This is a genomic window from Ruminococcus sp. (assembly GCF_019423705.1).
GTDB lineage: Bacteria > Bacillota > Clostridia > Oscillospirales > Ruminococcaceae > Hominimerdicola.
Window position 1 is genome coordinate 40,021 of record NZ_JAHZAX010000006.1, and the last position, 26,550, is coordinate 66,570.

17 protein-coding genes and 1 tRNA gene are annotated in these 26,550 nt (G+C 46.9%); 7 read left to right on the top strand and 11 right to left on the bottom strand.

The features are described 5' to 3' along the window. Positions 1-1,506 carry a UDP-glucose--hexose-1-phosphate uridylyltransferase gene (gene galT / locus QZ371_RS06305; RefSeq protein ID WP_295210750.1) on the bottom strand — a complete coding sequence of 502 codons (1,506 nt, stop codon included), beginning with the start codon at positions 1,504-1,506 and terminating at the stop codon, positions 1-3. A gap of 594 nt (positions 1,507-2,100) precedes the next feature. Between galT and QZ371_RS06310 the strand changes: the two genes are divergently transcribed. Both QZ371_RS06310 and ppk1 read left to right on the top strand, forming a co-directional pair. Then, positions 2,101-3,768 (top strand): 2-isopropylmalate synthase, encoded by a 1,668-nt coding sequence (locus tag QZ371_RS06310; protein WP_295210752.1) that lies wholly within the window; start codon positions 2,101-2,103, stop codon positions 3,766-3,768. A 192-nt stretch (positions 3,769-3,960) separates the two neighbouring features. Continuing rightward, positions 3,961-6,222: a polyphosphate kinase 1 gene (gene ppk1 / locus QZ371_RS06315; RefSeq protein WP_295210754.1), complete on the top strand. Its 2,262-nt coding sequence runs from the start codon at positions 3,961-3,963 to the stop codon at positions 6,220-6,222. Between the two features lie 48 nt (positions 6,223-6,270). Here the strand turns inward: ppk1 and QZ371_RS06320 are convergent, their stop codons facing one another. Next, positions 6,271-6,813, bottom strand: coding sequence for a DNA-3-methyladenine glycosylase I (locus QZ371_RS06320; protein ID WP_295210756.1), 543 nt, complete (start codon positions 6,811-6,813; stop codon positions 6,271-6,273). A 253-nt stretch (positions 6,814-7,066) separates the two neighbouring features. Here QZ371_RS06320 and QZ371_RS06325 point away from each other — a divergent pair, with 253 nt between their 5' ends. The 5 genes from QZ371_RS06325 to QZ371_RS06345 all read left to right on the top strand — a co-directional run bounded on the left by QZ371_RS06325 (position 7,067) and on the right by QZ371_RS06345 (position 11,369). Beyond that, complete coding sequence (locus tag QZ371_RS06325) at positions 7,067-8,572, top strand: glycosyltransferase family 39 protein (RefSeq protein WP_295210758.1); 1,506 nt, start codon at positions 7,067-7,069, stop codon at positions 8,570-8,572. Beyond that, entirely contained in the window at positions 8,557-9,447 is an 891-nt protein-coding gene (locus tag QZ371_RS06330; RefSeq protein WP_295210760.1) for an ATP-binding protein, read from the top strand. The genes QZ371_RS06325 and QZ371_RS06330 overlap by 16 nt, the downstream gene beginning before the upstream one ends. Positions 9,448-9,541: 94 nt before the next feature. Then, positions 9,542-9,617 (top strand) — tRNA-Thr (locus QZ371_RS06335). A 169-nt stretch (positions 9,618-9,786) separates the two neighbouring features. After that, the gene (locus QZ371_RS06340) at positions 9,787-10,344 is read left to right on the top strand and encodes a CYTH domain-containing protein (RefSeq protein WP_295210762.1); all 558 of its coding nucleotides are present in this window, start codon (positions 9,787-9,789) and stop codon (positions 10,342-10,344) included. Positions 10,345-10,508: 164 nt separating this feature from the next. Continuing rightward, positions 10,509-11,369, top strand: coding sequence for an amino acid ABC transporter substrate-binding protein (locus QZ371_RS06345; RefSeq protein WP_295210764.1), 861 nt, complete (start codon positions 10,509-10,511; stop codon positions 11,367-11,369). A gap of 297 nt (positions 11,370-11,666) precedes the next feature. Here the strand turns inward: QZ371_RS06345 and QZ371_RS06350 are convergent, their stop codons facing one another. The 9 genes from QZ371_RS06350 to QZ371_RS06390 all read right to left on the bottom strand — a co-directional run bounded on the left by QZ371_RS06350 (position 11,667) and on the right by QZ371_RS06390 (position 26,510). After that, positions 11,667-13,151, bottom strand: a complete 1,485-nt coding sequence (locus QZ371_RS06350; RefSeq protein WP_295210766.1) for a glutamate synthase subunit beta — start codon at positions 13,149-13,151, stop codon at positions 11,667-11,669. 22 nt (positions 13,152-13,173) lie between these two features. Then, positions 13,174-17,724 carry a glutamate synthase large subunit gene (gene gltB / locus QZ371_RS06355; RefSeq protein ID WP_295210768.1) on the bottom strand — a complete coding sequence of 1,517 codons (4,551 nt, stop codon included), beginning with the start codon at positions 17,722-17,724 and terminating at the stop codon, positions 13,174-13,176. Between the two features lie 337 nt (positions 17,725-18,061). Further along, positions 18,062-18,700 carry a M15 family metallopeptidase gene (locus QZ371_RS06360; RefSeq protein WP_295210769.1) on the bottom strand — a complete coding sequence of 213 codons (639 nt, stop codon included), beginning with the start codon at positions 18,698-18,700 and terminating at the stop codon, positions 18,062-18,064. 150 nt (positions 18,701-18,850) lie between these two features. Further along, a complete protein-coding gene (locus QZ371_RS06365; RefSeq protein ID WP_295210770.1) occupies positions 18,851-20,407 on the bottom strand; it encodes a L,D-transpeptidase in 1,557 nt (518 codons plus the stop codon). Between the two features lie 428 nt (positions 20,408-20,835). After that, positions 20,836-21,396: an XRE family transcriptional regulator gene (locus QZ371_RS06370; protein WP_295210771.1), complete on the bottom strand. Its 561-nt coding sequence runs from the start codon at positions 21,394-21,396 to the stop codon at positions 20,836-20,838. A gap of 343 nt (positions 21,397-21,739) precedes the next feature. Next, positions 21,740-22,981: a DNA polymerase IV gene (locus QZ371_RS06375; protein WP_295210773.1), complete on the bottom strand. Its 1,242-nt coding sequence runs from the start codon at positions 22,979-22,981 to the stop codon at positions 21,740-21,742. A 178-nt stretch (positions 22,982-23,159) separates the two neighbouring features. Beyond that, positions 23,160-24,440: a transglutaminase domain-containing protein gene (locus QZ371_RS06380; protein ID WP_295210776.1), complete on the bottom strand. Its 1,281-nt coding sequence runs from the start codon at positions 24,438-24,440 to the stop codon at positions 23,160-23,162. A 574-nt stretch (positions 24,441-25,014) separates the two neighbouring features. After that, on the bottom strand, positions 25,015-25,833 hold the full coding sequence (locus tag QZ371_RS06385) for a YesL family protein (RefSeq protein ID WP_295210777.1): 819 nt from the start codon (positions 25,831-25,833) through the stop codon (positions 25,015-25,017). Positions 25,834-25,910: 77 nt separating this feature from the next. After that, the gene (locus tag QZ371_RS06390) at positions 25,911-26,510 is read right to left on the bottom strand and encodes a hypothetical protein (protein WP_295210779.1); all 600 of its coding nucleotides are present in this window, start codon (positions 26,508-26,510) and stop codon (positions 25,911-25,913) included. Positions 26,511-26,550 lie beyond the last annotated feature (40 nt).

Below are 26,550 nucleotides of genomic sequence, written 5' to 3' on the forward strand. Positions count from 1 at the left end.
TTAAATGCCATTAACGTAGGCAATGAACCTTTCAAATGCAGCCTTTCCGTCTTTATTTCTCTTATAAACGCCTGCGTGCTCAAGCACCTTTGCAAATACGATACCTATTTCTTTCTTTATGATATCGTCAACGTTCTCGGCTGTGATGTTGTTCCTCTGTGATATCTCCTCAGCCCAGTCGGCGTGCTTCTCGATAACAGGATCTGCTCTAACGCCCTCAACGCCTGCTGTGACTAGCACCTTTGAAAGCTGTTCCATTTCACCTTTAAGTCTTGAAGGCAGAACTGCAAGTCCCATAACCTCGATAAGACCGATGTTTTCTTTCTTTATATGATGAAGCTCCTGATGTGGGTGATAAACGCCCAAAGGATATTCTTCCGTTGTGATGTTGTTTCTAAGCACAAGGTCAAGCTCAAATCTGCCCTCTCTCATTCGTGCGATAGGGGTGATAGTGTTGTGCGGCTCACCCTCAGTCTCGGCGAAGATAAATGCCACCTCATCGGTGTAGCCTCTCCAAGCCTTTAGTATCTTGTCAGCCAAATCAACAAGAGCGTCCTTGTCCTCGCTGTTTATCCTGATAACAGACATAGGCCACTTTACAATGCCTGCCTCAACGTTCTCATAGCCCTTGAAAACTATCTTCTCTTCAACAGGTGCTTTCTCCATAGCGAATGTGTAATGTCCGCCCTGGAAATGCTCGTGAGAAAGTATCGAACCGCCAACGATAGGCAGGTCAGCATTTGAACCGATGAAGTAATGAGGGAACTGTCCCACAAAGTCAAAAAGCTTCTCAAAAGCCGAACGGTCAATGACCATAGGCGTATGCTTCTTGTTGAAAAGGATACAATGCTCATTATAATAAACATACGGCGAATACTGAAGTCCCCAATCGCCGCCGTTTATCTTCAGCGAGATAACACGGTGGTTCTGTCTTGCAGGAGAATTTACTCTGCCTGCATATCCAACGTTCTCATAACAAAGCAAACACTTTGGATAGCCCGATTGTTTTGCAAGCTTAGCCGCCGCAATGGCCTTAGGGTCTTTCTCCGGCTTTGAAAGATTGATGGTGATGTCAAGGTCGCCGTACTCTGTTGGAGCTATCCAGCGCATATCTTTCTTTACCCTGTAACGTCTTATGTAATCTGTATCCTGCGAAAGCTTGTAGAAATATTCCGTTGCCGCCTTTGGTGACTGGTGATCGTAAAGCCCCCAGAACATCGTGTCCACCTCGGAAGGTCTCGGCGTGAGCAGACCCATAAGCTTTGTGTCGAAAAGGTCTCTGTAAACCACAGAATTTTCCGTGAGCCCTTTCTCCACCGCATAATCAAGCAGCTCTTTCAGCGTGCTCTCAAGGTCAACGTCCTTGAACTCTTCGCTAGGCTCTTCATACTCCTCAAGACCAAGGGCTTCAAGAAGCCTGTTTGTGGCATAGACCCTGTCGCTCTCCTTGATAAGTCCGCTCTCAAGACCATAGGTCACAAGCTTTTTTATACTGTCAAATATCATTATAATGATCCCCTTTTGTACAAAAGTTGCAGCGCCTTATCACTAGACACTACTTTAATAATTTCCTGTCGACATATTTATTATATTACATCACGCCCACAATGTCAACCAAACGCCCCCCTGTTTAAGAGACTTTTAAGCATTTGAAATGGGAAATAAGAATATTTTAAGATTTTTGTACGGGATAGTAATATTAACAAATTGTTAAATCGCCTTGACCCCTATTGACAAATGTGGGAAGTGTGAGTATAATAAAATCAATATAGAAAAGGCTTTGACAGGAACAAAAGCAAAGCGCAGAATTTTTCAGAGAGCCGTCGGTCGGTGCGAGGCGGTATTTCGGTTTTGTAATAACTCGTCCCCGAGCCTGTGCGGTGAAATCATATTAGCCGCTCACGGGTGTCTCCCGTTATAGAGATACGCATTGATAGATGCGGCTGAGATATGCGGTGTGAGCCGTATGTGAATGAGAGTGGTAACACGGCTAATGCTCGTCTCTCCTAAGTTTAGGAGCGGCGATTTTTTTATGCCTGCGCTTATCGCCTTGACTATCGTAAATCGCAGTTGATATAATATTATAAGGAGGAAACCCAGATGAAAAATGTTGAAAAGTATCAGAGAGGCTATTATATGCCACCTGTAAAATGTATGAAGTGGGCTGAAAAGGAATATGTTGACCACGCACCTGCTTGGTGTTCGGTTGACCTGAGAGACGGCAATCAAGCGCTCATTATCCCTATGAGCCTTGAAGAAAAGCTGGAATTCTTCACAAAGCTGGTGGAGATCGGCTTTAAGGAGATAGAGATAGGCTTCCCTGCCGCTTCCGAGACAGAGTATGAGTTCTGCCGCACACTTATCGAAAAGAATATGATACCTGACGACGTTACTATACAGGTGCTCACTCAGTCAAGAGAGCATATCATCAAGAAAACATTCGAGGCTATCGACGGCGCTAAGCACGCAGTCGTTCACCTCTATAACTCAACTTCCGTTGCACAAAGAGAACAGGTATTCCGCAAGTCAAAGGAAGAGATAATCAAGATCGCAACAGACGGCGCTACACTCTGCAACGAGTACAAGAAGCAGGCTAAGGGACACATCACATTCGAGTATTCTCCTGAGAGCTTCACAGGCACAGAGCCGGAGTTCGCAAGAGATATCTGCAACGCCGTTATCGACATTTGGCAGCCAACACCTGACAACAAGGTCATCATCAATCTGCCTGTAACTGTGGAGATGTCAATGCCCCACGTTTACGCTCAACAGATAGAGTATATGTGCGATACTCTCCACAACAGAGAGAACGTTATAGTTTCCCTCCACCCACATAATGACAGAGGTTGTGCAGTTGCAGACTGCGAAATGGGTCTGCTTGCAGGCGCCGACAGAATTGAAGGCACTTGCTTCGGCAACGGCGAAAGAACAGGCAACGCCGATATCGTTACAGTAGCAATGAATATGTACACCCACGGCGTTGACCCTAAGCTGGACTTCTCCAATATGCCAGCCCTGGTTGAGCTCTATGAGAGAGTTACAAGAATGAAGGTCTATGAAAGAAGCCCATATTCCGGTTCGCTGGTATTCGCCGCATTCTCAGGCTCACATCAGGACGCTATCGCAAAGGGTATGAACTGGAGAAAAGAAAAGAACTGCGACAAGTGGACAGTTCCATATCTGCCTATCGACCCACACGACGTCGGCAGAGAGTATGACGGCGACGTTATCAGAATAAACTCACAGTCGGGCAAGGGCGGTATCGGCTTCATTCTTCAGAACCAGTTCGGCTACGACCTGCCAAAGAAGATGAGAGAGAACTTCGGCTACAAGGTAAAGGCTGTTTCCGACCACAAGCACAAAGAGCTTATGCCTGACGAGGTCTACAAGATATTCAAGGACGAATACCTCAACAAGTGCGACCCTGTTGATATCCCAGAGGCACATTACGTTCAGAAGAAGAACGGCACTATCTGCGCTGCTATCACAGCGACTATCAACGGCGAAACCGCCGATTACACAGCAGAGGGCAACGGCCGTCTTGACGCAGTAGCAAACGCTATCAAGACAGCGCTGGGCAAGAACTTCACAGTAGAGACTTACACAGAGCACGCTCTCGAAAGAAAGTCCACCTCAGAAGCCGTTTCATACGTCGGCATTTCCTATGGCGAGCACACATACTGGGGCGTTGGCAGACATTCCGATATCATCGTATCGTCTATCAAAGCGCTGGTTTCGGCTATCAATAATGCTTTTGCAGACAAATAATTACAGGACGATATAAAATACACATATGAGGACAGGTGAGATAAATTTCTTGCCTGTCCTTATTTATTTTACTTGGGTTTTACGCTGGCGGCGTTGACATTGAAAGGATTTACAGGTATAATATAATAGATGTATTGTGACGAGAGAAAACACAAATAATTTCAATCTATATAACAATCAAGGAGAAAGAATATGAGTTTGAAAGTCTATGATAACAGAGAGTTATCCTGGCTTAAATTTAATGAAAGAGTGCTTGAAGAGGCACGGGATAGCCGCACGCCGCTGCTTGAAAGGCTGCTGTTCCAGTCCATATTCGCAAGCAATCTGGACGAGTTTTTCAGAGTGCGTGTGGGCTCGCTTTATGACGCTTCATTGGTGGACGACAGCCATAAGGACAATAAGTCCAAAATGCGCCCGTCGGAGCAGCTCAACGCTATCTTTTCGAGAGTTCACGAGCTTGTGCCGCTGAAAGATAAGACCTTCCGTGCCATTTCAAAGGAGCTGGAGCTTGCGAAAATTTCGCATATCTCCGTGAAAAATCTCGACGAAAAGCAGAGGGAATTTCTCGACGCATATTACGCATACGAGATAAAACCGTTCCTCAACGCCTTCATCATTGACAAGCGCCACCCCTTCCCTTTCCTCGCAAATGGGGCGATCTATGCGGTCGCTAAGCTTAGCTCAAAGGCTGGGGTTATGCTTGGTATCGTTGGTTGCAGCGAGAAATTTCAGCGTGTCATAATCCTGCCATCTGCGGACGGCGAGCTTTGCTATACCCTCGTCGAGGACGTTATCCTCCACTATGCCGAAAGCGTTTTCTCGGGCTATAAAATTGAGGAGCGCTCCCTTATCCGTGTGACACGAAACGCCGATATCGACGTGGACGAGGGCTTTGACGACGAGCTTGACGCAAGGCAGAATATGTCCGTCCTCATCAGCAAGCGCAAGCGCCTTTGCCCTGTCAGACTTCAGCTTTCAAAACAGTTCTCAGAGCTTGTCCTTGACGAGCTGCTTTCACGGCTGGAACTTTCTTCAAAGCAGGTGTTCGTTGAAAAAGCGCCGCTGGATATGTCCTATGTGTTCGCAGTTTTTGACAAGGCCAAGGACAGAAAGTTAATGTTTTTCCCGAAGCAAGAGCCGCAGCCCTCTGCAAGTATCGACCCAAACCGCCCGATGATTGAGCAGATTGACGAGAAAGACCGTTTCCTGCATTATCCATATGAGTCCATAAAGCCGTTTTTGAGACTGCTGGACGAGGCGGCAAAGGACGAGACCGTCACGTCAATAAAGATGACACTTTACAGAGTTGCGAAAAATTCAAAGGTCATAAAAGCCCTCTGCAATGCCGCAGAAAATGGCAAGGAAGTCCTTGTGCTGGTGGAGCTTAGAGCACGTTTTGACGAGGAAAACAACATTGGCTGGTCAAAGCTGCTGGAAGAGTCGGGCTGCCACGTTATGTATGGTCCGCAAGGTCTGAAAGTCCATTCAAAGCTTTGCCTTATCACACGAAAGGTGGATAAGCAGGTGAAGTATACCGTGCAGGTCGGAACAGGCAATTATAACGAAAAGACCGCAGGACTTTACACAGATCTCTGCCTTATGACCGCCGACCGCACTATCGCCGAGGACGCTTGCGAGGTTTTCAGAACGCTTTCTATGGGCGAGCTTGTGGAAAATTCCAAAGCCCTAATGGTCGCACCACATTGCCTGCAAAACAATGTGCTTGAGCTTATGGAGGACGAAATAAAGGTTGCAATGGCAGGCGGCGAGGGCTATGTTGCCGCAAAGCTCAATTCCCTCACCGACAAAGTACTTATGGATAAAATTATCGAGTGTTCACAGGCAGGCGTTAAGGTCGAGCTTGTTATAAGAGGTATTTCCTGCCTAGTCGCAGGCGTTCCAGGAGTGACTGAAAACGTGCATATACGCTCCATAGTGGGCAGATATCTCGAGCACGCAAGGATATACATATTCGGTTCGGGAGTGCGCAAAAAGGTGTATATTTCCAGCGCAGATTATATGACCCGAAACACCACAAGGCGAGTTGAGGTGGCAGCGCCAATACTTGACGAGGACGTTAAAAAGCGAGTGCTCGACATTTTCGCCACCCAAATGCAGGACAACGTGAAAGCAAGGATCATGCAGCCCGACGGCAAATACGCCCGTGCGGAGATAGGCGACGTGCCTTGCGACGCTCAGAACAGGTTTTTCAATGAAGCCTACGCCAACACCCATTCAGCACCAAAGCCAGTCCAGCCAGCCCAGCCAGCCCAAGCCGCCAGCGCACCGATCACGGAAGCTCCAAAGCCAGAGCCGACCCCTGCGCAAGATACCCCAGCGGTCAAGGCAGATACGGCGGAAACTGCTGCGGAGACATCGGCTGAACCAAAGGCTGAACCGCCTAAGAAAAAGGGCTTTTTCGCTTGGTTGAAGAGGTTGTTCCATAGGGGATGAATAAAAATAGGCATAAAAAGCGAGCAGAGAATTTTCTGCTCGTTTTTATTATTCTCCAACGTGCAAAAAGCACCCCTCATCGTGGGAATTTATCACGCCTATGGCCTGCAAATATGAGTAAATTATGGTGCTGCCCACGAATTTCATTCCACGCTTTTTAAGGTCGGCGGAAAGGCGGTCGGACAGGGGGCTGGTGGTCTTGCCGACCTCAAAATAGGTCTTGCCGCCTGTGAAAGTTTCAAGATATTTGCCGAAAGTGCCGAACTCTGCGGCGATGTCACGGAAAATTCGGGCATTGGTCACGCTGGCTTTGATTTTCAGCCGATTGCGGACTATCCCCTTGTTTTGTGCAAGCTGGGCTTGCTTTGCCCCGTCATAGGCGCAGACTTTTTCAGGGTCAAAACCGTCAAATGCCGCCCGAAAGCTTTCACGCTTGTTGAGGATACACTCCCAGCTAAGCCCTGCCTGAAAGGACTCCAGCACCAGCATTTCAAAGAGGTAGCCCTCGTCAAAGTTTGGTGCGCCCCACTCCTCGTCGTGATATTTTACATATGCCGGATTATTCTCATTGCACCATTTACAGCGTGTCATAATTATCGCCTTTCAATATGAACTATTGTTTGATTTTATTATAACACCTATCTGCGCCATTGTCAATATACAAACCGTCAAATGCCGCCCTAACTGTTGTTTTTTTCACTAAAATTACAAAAAATACTTATGTTAATTTCGCTGATAAACACATTGACACTATTTTAAGTCAATGCTATAATTCATTGTAGAAAAAAACATAAAAAACGAACAGAACAAACGAACGACTTTACAACAGAATAAGGTGACAACAATGAAACTTGGAAAATTAAGCCGCCTGTGTGCGATCATCTGCGCATTGGTGTGTTTGATGTGCTCCGCAACTGTGTTCGGGGCTTATCTCAATCGGCGAAAGTTCGGAATGATCGTGCTGGGGCTTTTAGTATTTGGCATTTTCACAGTGATTTGGCTGCTGCTGAAAAAATTTGAAGGCAAGCTGACAAAGAAGCGTGTGCGGATCATCTTTGCCATTTTCTGCGGAATTTTGCTTGTGGAGCAGATATTTCTTGTGCGGTATATAAATTACAACTATGAAATGGTCGATCCGAAAATAACAGGCGAATTCGCCAAAAGCTTTGTTATGGGTGACGACCTTAGCAAGGTCAAAGAAAGCTATCGCATTTACGCCGCAAAATATCCAAATGCTTGGGGTATGATATACTTACAGATACCATTTTACGCTGTTTGGAAGCTTTTTACAGGCGGTGTGAGCATTTATGCAGGCGAAACGCTGAACATAATTCTTATCCAGCTGAGCGCCATACTCACATTTCTCACAGGCGAAAAGATATTTGCAAGCCACAGCCAGCAGCTTTTCTGCGGCATTATCACCACAACGCTGCCCGTTATGCTGCTATACACGCCGTTTTTTCATTCCGATACCGCAGGAATGATATTTGTGAGCTGTGCGCTGTATTTTCTCACCCTTGCGGTCAAGGCAAAAAGCCTACGCAAATGCATTATTTTCGGTCTTATCGCAAGTCTATTCATCGCAGTTGGCAACACGGTCAAGGGCAGCATTGCGTTAATGCTTGTGGCGGCGGTGATATTTTTCATACTGAAGATCGGCGTCAAAAGAGGGCTTATCCTCAGTCTTACAGCAGTAATGCTGTTCATAGGTGTATCAAAATGCGCCTATTACGGCGGTATCGCAATGGGCATATCCAACAAAGAAATGATCGACCGCTACCGCTTTCCTGTCACCCACTGGATCATGATGAGCCTTAACGAAAAGGACAAGACCCACGTTGACGAGGACGTTGACTTCACAATGTCATTTAAGACATATGATGAGAAAAAACAAGCGAATATCCGTGAGATAAAGGCAAGGCTTGGCAAGATAAACACGCCGCAAAAGCTTTGCAAAAAGGTCTATCACAAGATAGCGATAACTTGGAGCGGCGGCGGATTCTCATACCGCAAGTACATATCACGTTCAGAGCCAACAGGTCAGCTTTGTGCAATACTAAAAAGCTGGCAGCTGAGATTTTTTGTTGACGGCTCCCACAGCGCAATGCTCATTGGTATGGCGTTAGGTGCGCTATACGCCGCAGGAAAGCACCGCAGACCAACCTTTTTCCTCTGTCTTGTCACCCTTGCAGGTGTGATAATGTTTTTCCTCATATGGGAAAATCCACCAAGATATATCGTCACTTTTATCCCTGTGATAATGATCCTCTGCTCCACGGGAAACAGGTATTTCTGTCAGCTTTGTAAACTTATAACAAAAAGGAAACGTAAATTATGTCAAGAACTCTAACGCCTCAGCAGAAGATCGAGCGCAGTATCGTCACCGACTTCCGCAGAAATATATGGAACAAATTTGTAATGGGCTATGAACGCTACGATATGATAAAGCCTGGGGACAAGATCGCCGTGTGCATATCGGGGGGCAAGGATTCAATGCTGCTTGCGAAGTGTATGCAGCACCTGCAAAAGTACCAAGGAATGGATATCGGGCTGGAATTCATCGTGATGAACCCCGGTTACAGCGACGCCAATCGTCAGCGGATAATCGACAACGCCCAGCTTATGGGAATACCCATAAAAATGTTCGAGACAAAGGTCTTTGACATCGCCTACAATCAGAAGCGCAACCCCTGCTATCTCTGCGCACGAATGCGCCGTGGCTGGCTTTACAAATTTGCGCAAGACTTGGGCTACAACAAGATCGCACTGGGTCATCATTTTGACGACATCATCGAGACGATACTTATGAGTATGGTTTACGGCGGACAAATTCAGACGATGATGCCGAAACTGCACTCGAGAAATTACAAGGGTATGGAGCTTATCAGACCCCTTTATATGGTAAAAGAGGCAGACATTGTGGACTGGGTGAACTACAATGATCTGCACTTTATCCGCTGCGCCTGCCGATTTACGGAGAGTTACGAGGGGCTTGAAAAGAAGGGCGAGGTCTCCAAGCGGCAGGAGATGAAGGAGCTTATCGCAAAGTTCCGTGCCACCAACCCGAACATCGAAAACAACATTTTCAAGAGCGTTTACAACGTCAATCTCCGCACGGTGATACAGTACGAATACAAGGGCAAGAAGTACAATTTTATGGACGCTTATGATGATTATGACCCGACTGACCTATCATCGGACGACGACATTGACGAGATAGAGTAGCTAAGGCGGCACAAAAAGTTTGAAAAAAGTCCCCGAAAGGGGTTGACAAACCGACTGACATAGTGTATAATAAATAACTGTGATTAGTTGGTTCGCTGCTATGGCTCAGTAGGTAGAGCACGTCCTTGGTAAGGACGAGGTCACCGGTTCAAGCCCGGTTAGCAGCTCCACAGGAAAGCCTTTAAACTGCGTGTTTAAGGGCTTTTTTGTTTTGTGTGATGTTTATTAGTTTGAGCAACAACGAAAAAAGTGCAACAAAAAGACAACAATTTCGCCGCTTGACAAATGCCGCCTGCGTGGTATAATATAAAAAATAACATACGATCGGAGACCTAAACTATGACCCCAAACATCGAAAAAGAAATAAAGATACCCCTCACCGAGGCCCAGTACGACACCGCCGAAAAACTTTTTGAATGGGCGGAGACTATCGAGCAGACCAATTTTTACTATATTCCCTGCGGCGATACGGGTATGACAAGTATCCGTGTGCGGCAGATCGGCGAAAGGCTGTTTCTGCAAATGAAAGTGCCCGTTTCTGAGGACGGTGCGCTGCATATCAAAAAAGAGTTCGAGCAGGAGCTCACGGCGCTGCCCGACAGGCTTTCGGCTGAGGAGTTATCAGCGCTCACGGGAATGGACTTCCCTACCGCCGACCTTGCAGGTGCGCTACACACTCAGCGCAGGCTTTGCAGGACTTTTGCTCAGACCGAAATTTGTCTCGACAAGAGCGAATATCTCGGCAAGACCGACTTTGAGCTGGAGCTTGAATATACGGGCGATTATCCCCAAGAAGCGCTGGATATCCTCGCAAAGGCTGGCATTGAGCCCTCTGACGAGCCTGTTACCGGCAAGTACGCAAGATTTATGCAAAGGGCTAAAGAACAAAATGGTTGAAGTAAGACAGCGTTTGAAGCGCTGTCTTTTTTTACAAATGCGCTAAGTTTTCAAATTATGTTCGTTGTTGGTTCACAAGCTCGTATTGACAAAGATGATTTTATGTGTTATTATAGTAAAGTATTAATATGGTGTCGCTATGGATACCCGAAAGGAAGTTTAAAATGAAAAAATCTATCTTTAAAACGATCGCATCACTTTCAGCTGCCGCTATGATGCTTCTCGCAGTTGGCTGCGGAAGCACTTCTGACTCATCGTCAACAACAGCAGGCGCAAATAACACAAGCACAGCAAGCGGTGAGGATAATTCGCTTCAGAAAGTTCTCGATTCCGGCAAGCTCGTCCTCGGCCTTGACCCTACTTTCAAGCCAATGGGCTATACTGACGAGAACGACAACATCGTCGGCTTCGACATCGACGTCGCTAAGGAAGTTTGCTCACGTCTCGGCATCGAGCTGGAAACTTATTCCGTAAACTGGGATACTAAGGAGCAGGACCTTAACGCTGGCACTATCGACTGCATTTGGAACGGCCTTTCAGTCAGCGACGAGAGAAAGAAAGTTATGCTTATGAGCGAGCCTTATATGAAGAACGAAATGGTTTTCGTTGTCAATGGTTCAAGCGATATCGCTTCACAGACTGACCTCGCAGGCAAGAATATCGCCGTTCAGAACGGTTCAACAGCACAGGAAACTCTCCTTGCTTCCGACGTTGTAACAGTAAACGGCGCAACAACGACTGAGCTTGCAACAAACGTTGAGGCTCTCCAGCAGCTTGAACTCAATATGGTGGACGCTGCATTCCTTGATTCAGTTGTTGCAAACTATGAGATATCCACATCGGGCAAGGATTACAAGGTTCTCCCTGACGGACTTGATCCAGAGGAATATGCGATCGGTTTCAGACTTGGCGATCAGGCTCTCTGCGACAAGATCGAGGAGATCCTCCACGAAATGAAGGCTGACGGCAAGCTCGCTGAGATATCAACAAACTGGTTCGGCAGCGATATCACAACGATCGAATAAAACAAAACAGAATATACCACAAAACGGGCGGTTCAATATCGTCCGTTTTTTTGTTAATCACAACGCTAAAATAATATGTGTGTAGGGGACGGCGAAATTTATCTGCTCACCGTTACTCGCAGATAAATTGACGTCCCGCTCAAGGCACGAACGTCTTAATTATTCTGCACGTTCGAAAATATCAACAACGTCATTCGTCTTGTCAATTGATGAAATCACAACGTCAGCCCCTACCGCACACAAAAAAGCGGACGATCAAAAACCGTCCGCTTTTCTTTATATCGTGTTATTATCCAATTAAAGATTGGTATACCCCATAAGGCTCTTATCCACCTCACGGGCAACATCTCTGCCCTCTCTGATAGCCCATACCACCAGCGACTGACCTCTGCGAACGTCGCCTGCCGCAAATACGTTCTCAACATTGGTCTTGTGGGTGCCCTCAGCCGTGGCAATGTTCGTCCTGCCGTCCACTTCAACGCCGAACGCCTTTGTGAGATAGCTCTCAGAGCCAAGGAAGCCTGCCGCAATAAGCACAAGTTCAGCCTCGACCTTGTATTCGCTGCCCTCAACTGGCTTCATAATCGTCCTGCCTGTCTTAGGGTCTTTCTCTGGGCTGAGCTTTACAAGCACAGCGCCCTTGAGGTTGCCCTTCTTGTCCTTGAGAAATTCCTTGACAGTCGTCTGATAAACTCTCGGGTCGTGACCGAATACGCCGATAGCCTCTTCCTGACCGTAGTCTGTCTTGCAGACCATTGGCCATTGCGGCCACGGATTGTTAGCCGCCCTTGTGTCGGGGAGCTTTGGCATCATTTCAAGCTGCAAAACGCTCTTTGCGCCGTGTCTTATGCTTGTACCAACGCAGTCATTGCCTGTGTCACCGCCGCCGATGACCATAACGTTCTTGCCCTTTGCGGAAATGTGGTTTTTGTCCGTCAGGCCGCCATTAAGAAGCGCCTTTGTGGTTGACTTGAGGAAATCCACCGCAAAGTAAATGCCGTTTGCGTCTCTGCCCTCTGCCTTGATATCTCTTGGATTTGAAGCGCCGCAGCAAAGGATAACTCTGTCAAACTCTTTGAGCAGCTCAGCCGCCTTCACGTCCTTGCCAACATTGACCCCCGTGCGGAACTCAATGCCCTCCTCTTTCATAATGTTGACCTTGCGGTCGATTATCTGCTTTTCAAGCTTCATATTCGGAATGCCGTACATAAGCAGTCCGCCAACTCTATCCTCACGCTCGAAAACTGTTACGCTGTGACCTCTCTGATTGAGCTGATCGGCAGCGGCAAGTCCCGAAGGACCCGAGCCGATAACTGCGATCTTCTTGCCCGTTCTCACCTGAGGCACTCTTGCGGCAGCATAGCCGTGATCGTATGCGTTCTCGATTATGCCGTACTCGTTGGCCTTTGTGGTGACAGCGTCGCCGTTAGCTCCGCAAGTGCAGGCCTTTTCACAAAGGGCAGGACAAACTCTCGATGTGAACTCGGGGAAATTGTTCGTCATATGCAGTCTGTAATAAGCCTGTTCCCAGTTGCCCTTGCAGATAAGATCGTTCCACTCAGGGATAAGATTGTTCAGCGGACAACCCGAAAATGCGTTGCCGATCTTCATTCCTGACTGACAGAATGGCACGCCGCATTCCATACATCTTGCGCCCTGCTTCTGCTGCTCCTCTTTTGAAAGAGGGGTGTGAAACTCGTTAAAATTCTTTATACGTTCCTCAACGGAGAACGCCGGTGCGTCCTCTCGCTTATAGTCCATAAAACCTGTTGGCTTTCCCATTTCTCTGAACCTCCTTAATTACTTACTGCTTGCCGTTGATGATCTGATAGAATGCCTCGATCTGAGCTTGGTCGCTGCTGAGACCCTTTTCTTCCATTGATACGATCGCCGACATCATCTTCTGGTAATCGTGAGGGATTATCTTCTTGAACTTAGGCAGATACTCGTCAAAGTTATCAAGTATCTCCTTGCCCTTTGCAGAACCCGTTGCGTCAACGTGCTGCTGGATAAGGTCTTTCAGTTCGATTATATCGTACTTCTCCTTGACCTCGGAGAAGAGCACCATTTCTTTGTTAAGTCTTGTGTAAAGGTGTCTGTCCTCATCAAGAACATAAGCAACACCGCCGGACATACCTGCCGCAAAGTTTTTGCCTGTCTTGCCGATAACTACAACACGTCCGCCTGTCATATACTCGCAGCCGTGATCGCCAACACCCTCGACAACTGCAACTGCACCAGAGTTTCTTACGCAGAAACGCTCGCCTGCAACACCGTTGATGAATGCCTTACCGCTTGTTGCGCCGTAAAGTGCAACGTTGCCGATGATGATGTTGTCCTCAGCCTTAAAGGTCGATTCCTTTGGCGGATAAACCACAAGCTTACCGCCCGAAAGTCCCTTGCCGAAGTAGTCGTTTGAATCGCCAACAAGTTCAAGGGTCAAGCCGTTCGGGATAAACGCACCGAAGCTCTGTCCGCCGGAACCGTTGCAGACGATCTTGAATGTGTCGTCAGCAAGTGTGTTGTAATACTTTCTTGTGATCTCTGAACCGAAGATAGTACCGAATGAACGGTCTGTGTTCTTGACATTTACTGTGATAGACTTCTTCTCGCCGCTCTTTAAGTTCTTGTCGAACTCCTTCATAAGTATCTTTTCGTCAAGTGTGCTCTCGAGCTTGAAGTCGTACTTAGATTTCTTGTTGTATTCGATCTTTTCGGAAACGTAATCTGAATTGATGATGTTAGAAAGGTCGACCTCTGCCGCTGTGCCTGTGATACCTGCCTTTGGCTTGATAAGGTCGATCCTGCCCACCAGCTCGTCAACTGTTCTTACGCCCAGTCTTGACATATACTCTCTCAGCTCGGCAGCCACAAAGAGCATAAAGTTCATTACATATTCAGGCTTGCCTGGGAACTTCTTTCTAAGCTCAGGGTTCTGTGTTGCAACGCCGAACGGGCAGGTATCAAGGTTGCACACTCTCATCATTGCGCAGCCAAGTGTTATCAGCGGAGCGGTTGCAAAGCCAAATTCCTCTGCGCCGAGGATAGCTGCGATAACAACGTCACGGCCAGTCATAAGCTTTCCGTCTGTCTCGATAACGACCTTGTTTCTCAAGCCGTTCTTGATAAGGGTCTGATGAGCCTCAGCAAGTCCAAGCTCCCAAGGGAGACCTGCGTTGTAGATAGAGTTTCTCGGAGCAGCGCCAGTACCGCCGTCATAACCCGAGATAAGGATAACGCCTGCGCCGGCCTTTGCAACACCGGCAGCGACCGTACCAACGCCGCATTCGGAAACAAGCTTTACAGAAATTCTTGCGTTCTTGTTAGCGTTCTTGAGGTCGTAAATAAGCTGTGCCAAGTCCTCGATAGAATAGATATCGTGATGTGGCGGTGGTGAGATAAGGGATACGCCCGGTGTTGAATGTCTTGTCTTAGCTATCCAAGGATAAACCTTCTTGCCCGGAAGGTGTCCGCCCTCGCCAGGCTTTGCACCCTGTGCCATTTTGATCTGTATCTCGTCAGCAGATGTGAGGTATCTTGAAGTTACGCCGAAACGTCCCGAAGCCACCTGCTTGATAGCGGAGCATCTGTCCTCTGCCGTGCCCTTTGTGAGCAGTCTGTCAAGGCTCTCGCCGCCCTCGCCCGAGTTTGACTTGCCGTGCAGTCTGTTCATTGCGATGGCAAGCGCCTCGTGTGCTTCCTGTGAGATAGAGCCGTAGGACATTGCGCCCGTCTTAAATCTTCTTACGATAGACTCAACGCTCTCCACCTCTTCCAGCGGAACAGGGTTTTCAGCAAAGTTGAAGTCCATAAGACCTCTGATGTTTACAGGGTCCATTTCCTCTGAGATAAGCTTTGAATACTTCTTATATGTTTCGTAATCGCCTGTTCTTGCGGCCTGCTGGAGCAGATAGATAGACTGAGGATTGTAAAGGTGCTCCTCCTTGCCGCTTCTAAACTTGTGGCTGCCTCTTGACTCAAGCTCGGCATTTGTGCCAAGGTCAAGTGGATCAAAGGCTGATGTATGAAGTCTGTCAACATTCTTCTCGATATCTGAGATAGTGATACCGCCGATCCTGCTGACTGTGCCTGTGAAATACTTGTTTATAACGTCCTCGCCGATACCGATAGCCTCGAATATCTGTGAGCCTTGATATGACTGGATAGTTGAGATACCCATTTTTGAAGCGATCTTTACAATGCCGTGGAGTACAGCAGAGTTATAATCGTCAACGGCTGCATAGTAATCCTTGTCGAGAAGATCGTCAGCGATAAGCTCGTGGATAGTCTCCTGCGCAAGATATGGGTTGATAGCGGAAGCACCGTAACCAAGGAGAGTTGCAAAGTGATGAACTTCTCTCGGCTCGCCGCTCTCGAGGATAACTGCAAGTGATGTTCTCTTCTTTGTAACAACAAGGTGCTGATGAAGAGCCGATACAGCCAGCAGCGAAGGGATAGCAAGGTGGTTCTCGTCAACGCCTCTGTCGGAGAGGATAAGAATGTTCGCACCCTCGCTGAACGCCTTGTCAGCCTCGATATAAAGTCTGTTTATGGCCTTTTCAAGCCTTGTGTTCTTATAATAAAGTATAGGGATAACGGCTACCTTAAAGCCTGGGATGTGCATATTCTTGATCTTGAGGATATCCGTCGATGTAAGGATAGGATTGTGTATCTTCATAACCTTGCAATTTTCAGGCTTCTCTTCAAGAATGTTTCCGTCCTCGCCTATATAAATAGTAGTCGATGTAACGATCTCTTCTCTGATAGCGTCGATAGGCGGATTTGTTACCTGCGCAAAGAGCTGCTTGAAGTAATTGAACAAAGGCTGTGGCTCTTTTGAAAGCACGGCCAGCGGACTGTCAGTACCCATTGCGGCGATAGACTCTGCGCCGTTCTTTGCCATTGGCAGGATAGAGGTCATAACGTCCTCGTATGTATAACCGAAGGCTTTCTGAAGTCTCTGTCTCTCCTCATAACCGTGCTCCTCGACCTTGATGTTAGGTATCTTGAGGTCTTTGAGTCTAACGAGGTTGCTGTCAAGCCACTCGCCGTAAGGCTGCTTTGAAGCATAGTATTCTTTAAGCTCGTCATCGTCGATAACTCTGCCCTGAACAGTATCAACAAGAAGCATCTTGCCCGGACGAAGTCTTTCCTTTTCGATGATATCCTCAGCAGGAACAGGAAGTGCGCCCACCTCAGATGAAAGGATAAGATTGCCGTCCTTTGTGATGTAATATCTTGAAGGACGCAGGCCGTTTCTATCGAGAACAGCGCCCATCATATCACCGTCTGAGAACAGGATAGAAGCAGGGCCGTCCCAAGGCTCCATCATCGTTGCATAATACTGATAAAAGTCCTTCTTAGCTTGGCTCATCGTGCCGTTGTTGTCCCAAGGCTCAGGAATTGTTATCATAACGGCAAGTGGAAGATCCATACCGCTCATAACAAGAAATTCCAGCGTGTTATCAAGCATTGCAGAGTCAGAGCCCTCAGTATTAACAACAGGGATAACTTTGTCAAGATCGCCCTTGAGGTGCTCAGACTTCATCGTCTCTTCACGAGCAAGCATTTTATCAGCGTTGCCTCTGATAGTGTTGATCTCGCCGTTGTGGACGATCATTCTGTTTGGATGCGCCCTCTGCCAGCTTGGATTTGTGTTGGTAGAAAATCTTGAGTGGACCATTGCGATAGCGGACTCATAGTCCTTATCCTGAAGGTCTGGGAAGAACTTTCTCAGATCTTGTACAAGGAACATTCCCTTATATACGATAGTTCTGCTTGAGAGGGATACAACATAAGTATCCTCGTTTGACTGCTCGAACACACGTCTTGCAACGTAAAGCTTGCGGTCAAAGTCAAGGCCTTTCTTTACGCCCTTTGGACGCTTGATGAAGCATTGCATGATCGCAGGCATACACTCGACAGCTCTCTTGCCAAGCACCTCAGGCTTTGCAGGAACAACTCTCCAGCCCAGCACCTCGAGGCCTTCCTTTTCGGCAATGATCTCGAACATTTTCTTTGCCTGATTTCTTGCAAGCTCGTTCTGCGGGAAGAAGAACATACCAACGGCATAATCTCTTTCTCCGCCAAGTGTGATACCAAGTTCGGAAGCGGCAATTTTCTTGAAGAATTTATGAGATATCTGAAGCAGGATACCTACTCCGTCTCCTGTTTTACCCTCTGCGTCCTTACCTGCACGATGTTCGAGCGTCTCGACGATAGTCAGCGCATTTGCAACAGTTGCGTGAGTTTTCACGCCCTTGATATTTACAACTGCACCTATACCGCAGTTATCGTGCTCAAACTTAGGGGAATACAGGCTCTTAACATTTGTCATATTCTCCGTGCGTTCCATTAATTATCACCCTTTCCTGCCAAAGCGGTATCACGCTCGGCAAATCGTTTTATTTTATGAATCAACGCAGCTTTTAAGTCTGCGTCAAAAAGCAAGTTTTGTTTTCCAATCCTGCATTTTTCATACTTTTCTGCTATCCGTCACAGCATTTCGCAAACCTTGTTCGCTTCACGAAATATCCTACTATTCCGACAGCTTTATAATTATAACATACATTAAATTGAAATGCAAGATGGTTTATTAAATCCTGCATAAATTAATTATTAACTTTTTATTAATTCTGCTAACATTTTTATATCAACTTGTGCGTTATACTGCACTTAGTTCTCTGACATACTCAGCCGTCAAGCGCCTTTTTAAGCCGTTTGACCGCCGTTTTCAAAGGCGTTTTTCGCTCCTTGTAAAAGTGCTGATAGTCCTTTGAATTTTGCCATTCGCCGCCCCATTTCCAGCCGTGCCGTTTGAAAATGCAATAACAAAGGTCTGTTCTGTCAATTTTGTGGTCAAAGTCCTTATCACGGTCAGCATATTGCACACCCTTTGCAGGCATTACCTTGTCGCCGACGATGTAAGGATTGATGAGCGGATTGATGTCGATAGCCCTTCCGAAGCTGTGTGCCGACAGCGTATTTGTATCCGCCACAACTCTGAAATTGAAGGCTGAGGAGTTGTTATCCGTCATCGAGCGTTCATCATCGGCGTCATAATAGTCCACAAGACGAATCTTTTCAATCTCATATTCCGCCTCAAAAAGCTCATAGAAGATATCAAGCACTTCCTCCGCAAGCTTCCTCGCCACGATAAGCTCGCCGTTTTGAACTTTGTGCTCAAAGTCGTAATACCTCACCTGCAAATAAGCAAGGTCGCTGAGCTTCACCTTGTTGTTTTCCTTGTAAGACGCCCCCGAAATTATCTTAACGATGTTATCGGGGATATCCTCGGCGGTGAAGCCGTCTCTGTAAAGAATTTTCTCCAAACAAAATCCCCCTTTGTGCTAAATTCCCACTTTCAAAATTATAAATTATATATTATAAAAAAATAAAGGACGAAAAGACCGTATACATTTTCATAATATACAGCCTTGATCGTCCTTGATCATCATTTATTTGATTGTCTTAACAGTCCCTTATTCCGCAGACTGGTAATACATAACAACAGGTGTGCCGTAAGGAACATTGTCGTAAACATATTTAGCGTCATCATAAGACATATTTATGCAGCCGTGAGAGCCGTTGTACTTGTATATCTCTCCGCCGAAATAGCCGTTTCTCCAAGTTGAATCGTGAAGTCCGATACCGCAGAGTGAAACGTTGTTCCAGAAGTTGCACTTTGTATCCCACTCATCGCCGTCAGCGTTTGTATCCTTCATACGCTTGTTAGTCTCCTTCGACCAAAGCTTGTAAACGCCCGGCAAAGTTGTCCTCGCAAGTGATGTGGTCTGACCCGAAACGATGTAAGTGTCAAGCTTTTTCTTGCCCTTCTCGTAATACCAAAGGTGCTGATCTGTAAGGTCTATCTCAATATAAGTATCGCCGATATCGTCGTCCTTTGTTCTCGCCGATTCAACGCCTGTGAAGTCGTAATAACCTGTGCTGACGTATATCGGATCGACCTTTGAAACGCTGGAACCTTCCTCCAGCATTTCCACAAGAGCATCGCAAGTAAGCTGCTGATCTATCCACCAGCCGTACTTTGCGTCATCGCTCGTCGGAACGACTATATCGCCCTGCAAAGTTGCGTGGAACTTTCTCTTTGTGTTGTATGTATCGTACTTTTTAGCAAGCTTTTCAACATACTTCATCGCCTTGTCGGCGTCAACAGTATAGCTGCCATCGTCCTTCAAGTTGATGATCTTCATAAGCTCTTCGCCTGTAAGCGTCTCGGTGGTGTAGTCAAAATCGTAAGTTATCGACATCTGAAAGACCTTGTTGCGCTTTTCACATTCGTCCTCAAGGTCGGCAGACTTTACCTCCGGCAGCGTGTAGCAACCTGTATCGGCATCCAGCTCAAGACTTAACTTGCCCTGCGCAAGTCCGTCGGTAATAAAACTCTCCAGCTTTTTCATATCCGTGATCTTATTGCCCTGGACTTCCTTGGTTATCACATAAGCGGTCTTGTCCTCGTTGAGACCAAGCTTAGCGTCAGTCGTTTCAACATCGCCCCAGCCAGTCTTTTCGATGAGCTTGTTAAGCTTCTTTGAGTCAAAGCTTATGCCCTCGTCATAGCTGTAATTGGTCTGATGAGCCAGCGACATAAACCAGCTTCCACGGTCAACGCTTTCAAAAAGCTTCTGCACCTCGTCCTTGCCGCTGAGCTTATAATCAAAGTCGGAAGTCTGAAAAACAACGTCAGTTCCGTCGATAGTCTTGACCGTAAGCTGATAAGGATTATCCCCAGCCCCCAGCAGATCGCAGGCCTGTTCAAAGGTCTTTCCGCTGACGTCAACGCCGTTGATGAAGGTGTTGTTCAGAAACTTGCCGTTATAATAGGCACGTCCTGCAAAATAACCGCCGCCGATGACCAGCACCATTGCCGCCGCCACCGAGCCGCAGATAATACCCACATTATTGCGCTTTTTCTTTTTTCTCTTCTTTGAAGAAGCCGAGCCTTTTGAGCTTGTGCTTTTTCTTGCTGTATTTCCTGTTTTCGTACGTGTACTTGTACCCGTGGTTTTGACCGCCATTAATAGTCCTCCTGTTTATAATGACACCGGCGATTTGCCTTAACTTCTCTCATAAAAATCATTCGATATACAAATAATTATAACACGATTGAAGCCGTTTGTCTAGTCCAACAGGAGAAAAATATGTCACAAAAAGCAAGCCCCTTTGCGCACTTAAATGTACAAATATCCGTACAGCTTTGACAAAAGTCAATAAAAAAGCAAAAAGCCGCCACTGATAGTGTGAACTATCAATGAAACGACCTTGTTTCTAATATGCTTTTATCTGTATTTAAGTATACTCCTTGTGCGCTATATTGTCAAGCACTTTTGCCGAGATTTGTATACTTTACCGCTGCAAAGGCATAATCCGCCCTGCATTTTGAGCAAACTATACAAACTCTGCTGTCCTATTGTCCGATATACCGCACGATATTGTACACAACGGCTTAAAACTTCTGCTTGAATACAAAATAACATTCAAAGCAAAGCTGCTCCTTGCCGTTGTTCATATAGCTGTGTTCCTTGTCCGACTCAAAGCGGATCGCATCCCCTTGGCAGACCTCGTAAAAATCGTCGCCGACTTTGAGGGTCAGAACACCCTTTGTCACAATGAGATATTCCATAGTCCGCTCCCCGTGAGAGCCGCTCTGATAAATGCCGTCGGGCTCGATGGTGATGTTGTATATCTCAAACTCCCTGTTCTTGTCAAATGGAAAATAGTTGTATATTGTATACTGCCCCGTGATCTCCTTTGCAGGGGTGAGCTTTTCCTTTCTCACAAGATAGGTTTCGTGAGAGGGCGAAGCGATAAGATCGTCCACAGTAACACGCAGTCCGCTGACGATCTTGCCGATAGTGCTGATAGTGGGGTTTGAATCGCCCCTTTCGATCTGCCCCAGCATTGATTTGCTGACGCCTGTCTGTTCCGCCACATCGTCAAGCGACATTTTCTTTCCCAGACGGAGCTTTTTGAGATTGATCGAGATATTTTTAGATAGATAGTCCATAATTTTGTCCGCCTTTCCGCATTTGTGGATAAATCCCCACATAAACGCATTATTACGCCAAAATTATATCACGCACTTTCCGAAAATGTCAACAAAAATTTCGCCACGTCTCAAAAATTTCGTCACCCTCCCCCAGCTTATATATATTTATTAATAGTGCCTGTTTCGGACGGATCTTTTGTGCAATATAACATACTTTTCACAATTTGCCTATTGACAAACGCTCCCGAATGCTTTATACTGAGAGTATGAAAATCGGTCATTTCAAAAAAGCAAAGGCGCTTTAAGTCGTTTATCGGCTTATTGCGCTTTTTTTGTACCCAAGTCGCCCAAAATCGCCAAGTTATCCCGTAAAGCCAACAGGGTGTATCTCGTTTTGCAGACGTGCGTCAAAGCGGAAAAATTCCTTATCCGTCGCCACCACCGCACGATTTATGGCGTTATAGCCGTAACGCTCCCTTATCCTGTCAACAGCCTTGTCAATGCGCTCACGCTTTTCAAGCTTTTTCGGCGAGGTGAAAAGATCAAGCTGACAGGCGGTGTCAGCGTCGCAAAGCTCGTAAGTGCCGATAGTTATTGAGCGGATAGGTATATCCTGCGACCAGTCGTAAGACTCTTTGTAAAGCTTGAAAGCCGTTTGTGCGATCTTTACGCCGTCGCTTGTGGGCGATGAAAGTTTGCATTGCCGTGTAAATCGCCTGAGCTTGCTGTCTCTTATGCCCACCGATACCCCCATTGCCTTGAAGCCGTGCTTTCTCAGCCGTGAAGCCACGCTTTCCGCCAGCGCAAAGGTGAGTATCTTCACGTCGCCGTCATTCATAAGGTCACGATAAGATGTGGTTCCGTTGGATATTGACTTTATCGCACGCTCCTCATTCTGATACTGCACTGGTGTCTCGTCAAGACCGTTTGCATAGCGATAAAGATACACGCCCCATTTGCCAAGCCAAGTCTCGAGATACTGCGGCGGAGTTTGCGCCAGCTGCCCGATAGTCTTTACGCCCTTTGAAGCAAGCTTTTTCGCCGTCGCCTGCCCAACATAAAGCAGGTCGGCGGCAGGCAGCCCCCATATCTTCTCACGAAAGTCCTCACGCAAAATAACAGTCGTGCCGTCGGGCTTTTTCATATCCGAACCCAGCTTTGCGAAAATCTTGTTGAAGCTTGCCCCAACGGACACAGTTATGCCCAGCTCTTTTTTCACCGTCTCCCTTATCTCGTCGGCGACTTCCTTGATATCACGGCGAGTGCAAGTCACGTCAAGCCAACATTCGTCAATGCCAAAAGGCTCAATGCGGTCGGTGTATCTGTCATAGATATCGTGCGCCGCCTTTGAATACTGCAAGTAAATGTCATAATGTGGCGGAACTGTCACAAGCTCGGGACATTTCAGCTTTGCCTGCCAAATGGTTTCTCCCGTCTTGACGCCCATAGCCTTTGCAGCCTCATTTTTCGCAAGGATTATGCCGTGGCGCTCTTCCTCATTTCCCGTCACCGCAACGCACTTGCCCTTTAGCGCAGGGTTTATCCGACACTCGATAGACGCATAACAATTGTTTATGTCAACGTGAAGCACGCTCCTGTCCATTTTTATCCCTCCGAACATCTGTTTTGCATCTTATGGAACAATTGTATCACAAAACAAGCGTTCTGTCAACAGGAAAATCGAACAAATTTGCGTGCATAATATATGTAAATAGACAAAAAAAGAAGACCGCCGAAGCGATCTTCATAAATCAGTATTGTAGTGAGGTCAAATGCAGAGCTTATACACCCTTAATGTACTTGCCCTTTACCTCATCATAAGTCTTACAGAAGCGGTCGTGAGAAATGTTTCCGCCCCAGCTCATATTGTCATCGACCTGTGGATCCATAACATAGACCTGTCCGTTTATCGTTACTTCCACCCACATATGATAACCGTATCCACCGGCAGCCATTGCGGTCATACCGTCAACAGTCTTTGCGCTGTAACCGATGTAATTGAGCATTGCGGCATAAACGTAAGAATACTCCGTGCAAGTGCCGTAGCCCTCTTCAAGGACAGCTTGAACAGGCTTTGACCAGCCGCCGTAAGCATAATAAGTGTTCTTTATAAGATAATCATAGCAAGCCAGCGCCTTCTGATAGCCCGTCATATCGTCCGTGACGATCTTTGCAAGGTACTTTCTCAAGATCTTGTCCTCATTGCCATTGAGTGTGGCATTTGGGACAAGCGCCGCTGAATTAAGTCTTGACTCAGGGGTCTTGCCATTGTCAACAGGCTTAACAGTCGTAGTTGTCGGCTTCTTTGTGGTAGTTGTTGGAGCAGAAGTCGTTGTCTGCTTTGGCGTTGTAGTTGTGGTCACAGAAGTCTTGACTGTTGTAGTTGTGGCAGAAGTCGTCTCCGAAGCCGAAGCCTTTGTTGTGGTGGTCGTCTTAGTAGTTGTGGTGGTCTCAGCAGATGTTGAAACAGTCTGCGAGGTCGTCTCCGCAGCAGTCTCGCTTGTTGCAGGAGCAGAAGTCGTAGTTGTCTCCGGCTCAGTCTCCGAAGGGGTCGTCTCGGCGGAAGTCGTAAGGCTTGTACGCTTTGTCTCGCCAACGTTTGCCTTGTTTATGTTGCTGACAGACATTTTTGTTCCAGTCAGCACAGCAGGAGCAGTCGTCACGATCTCGGAAGCGCTCTGAGAAGCTGTCACAGAAGCAGGAAGCTCTGAAACAGGTATAGTTGTCGTCACCGCAGGAACGGCCTCGGCAGCCGTCGAAGTTGTCGCCTCAGTTTTTGACTTCTTTGTGGCGGTCTCAGTCTTAACAGCCTTTGCCGCCTCAGTTTTTGAATCTTTAGATGTCTCCGTCGCCGTGATCTCAGCAGAAGTCACATCGCCCATAACAGCGGCAGTAACAACATTATCCTCTGTTACAACTTTCGCATTGTCGGGCGGAAGCACGTCGCAGGGCTTAATAACGGTCTTGTCGATAGCCGCAAAGCTCACAGCCGACACAGCGATAACGCCGCAGGCAGAAAGCACAGCCATCGATCGTGAGATCCCAGATCTAAGATAACCCAATTTCAAAACGCTCCTTTCGTGTATTTCGTATATTCCTAAAGTTACATTTATTCATAATAAACTATCTAACATTATAAACAATTCTATTACAAATGTCAAGGCTGCGTGTAATCAAATTGTAATTTTGAACACGTTTTCGTTGCCGTTTGTGTACTGTTTATGAACACTAGGTTACATCACCTGTACATTTTGATTGCAGTATCCACAAAAATGGCGGCGATTTCTTTGCACTTTGAACAAATTTATTAAAACTTGTATTAATAATACCAAAAAAGGGACAGCTAATTAACAAACTGCCGCAAAACCTAGTATTTCTTGTCCAACTATACAAATAATCAGCCAAAAAAGAACGCAGACCCGAAAGCCTGCGTTCCTCAGAAGTATATGAAGTATATATGGAGAAAAAAGTATATGTAGTATTCATTCTCGGAAACTCTTTTTGTTCCCTTACCTTTGATTATATATTACCCGACCTATGTGACAGTTTTATGACAGACTGCTGAAAAAATCGTACAATTTGCACGTCTGCAAATACAAAAAAGCCGCCGCAGCATTATGCCGCAGCGACGTTGCATCACGATATAGTCTTGCCCTTTTTCCTGCTCTGCTTGTTCTGAACAGGGGTCTCCTCGGCAGCCTTGTCCTCGAAAAGCTGCTCGTCAGGGTCGGCGTTCTTGTATGCGAACTCAGGGTTCTCCTCGCCCCTCTGATCGTAGTATGGCTGGATAACGTGCTTTCTGATAACAGGATAGCAGTTAAAGCAGGTCACGAAACAGATGAAGGAAAGCGGCCAGATCGGCAGGATAAACAGCGAATAAGGTAGGAACAGATATACCAGCACCAGCACGATAAGGGACACCAGCAGCGTCCACAATGACTGTTTAAGCCCAAGGCTCACAAGATAAAACGAGTTCTTGATGATCTGCTTCATTTTCAGATTGGTGGAGCTTATCATAATGTAGATGTAAAAATGCATCATAAAGAACACGATAAGACAGCTTATGCACAGCACGAAGGGAATGTAGATCATCGAATTCTGTTCAGCCCAGTATTTGTACATCGGTATGCCCACGATAAATCCTGCGGCGAAAATAATATCCACAATGCCCATTCCGAGGCCCTGCTTGAAATTTTTCTTGAATGAATCCAAGAAATCGTGCAGCAGAAAAGCATTTCGCTCTTGAGAATAATTGCGGCAGACCTTTGTCATCGCCGCCGTTGCAGGTCCGAATGTTATCACAGGGATACAAAAGACCACATAAAGCAGGTTGAGTTCCATAAGCTTCCACATATGCCTGCCGTATATCTCAAAGAACTTGAAAATGCCCTTTTTCTCCTGGGGGGCTTTAAGTACGCCCCTGCCGGGTGTATTATAGTTTCCAAATAACGCCATTATAATGCTCCTTAATTTTAAGACCAAGCCAGTCTTTATTATCCCCAAGAAATGCCTTTCGGCTACCCTAATATTTTTTAGAAAAATTCCGATACAAGCAGCGTGCTGAGACATTCCACAGCCGCCGCCACAGCTAACACAGCTTCAAGCGTGAGAAATTTCGCAAGATAAAGCCGCAGGGCTTCACGCAGACCGCTTTCCTGCCTGTCAGAAAGAGTGACCCGAAGCAGCATATCAGACATAACCACAGCTTCTCTTGCCCCGAAAGCCAGCGCCGCCGAAGTTATCACCGCCGACGGAAGAATAAGCGCCGCCGAGTAAGCTATCCCCTGCCTGCCCATATCCGCATAAAGCTGACACATCGCCACGCCGCAGCCCATTCCCTTTAAAACGAGCACGCCCACGGCGAAAGGCTGTCCCACCGCCGAAAAGCCCAGCAGGAACACCGCCAGCATATACACAGTTGAGCCGGCAAAAGCTTTCACCATAATGCTGCCAAGCTCCCCCGACTGCCGCAGGCTTAAAAATCCGCTCTGAAACACAGCCAGCCTTGAAAGCACCGCTCCGTCCATAAAGCAGAACGTCAGCGTGCCCATAAGCGCACCAAGCAGCACCGCACCCATAAGAAATGCGAAAAATCCGGGCTTATACGTCACGGCATTTGTCCGTCCGACCATTATACATCACTCCTTTGAGTAATGTATATGCGCCCGCTGT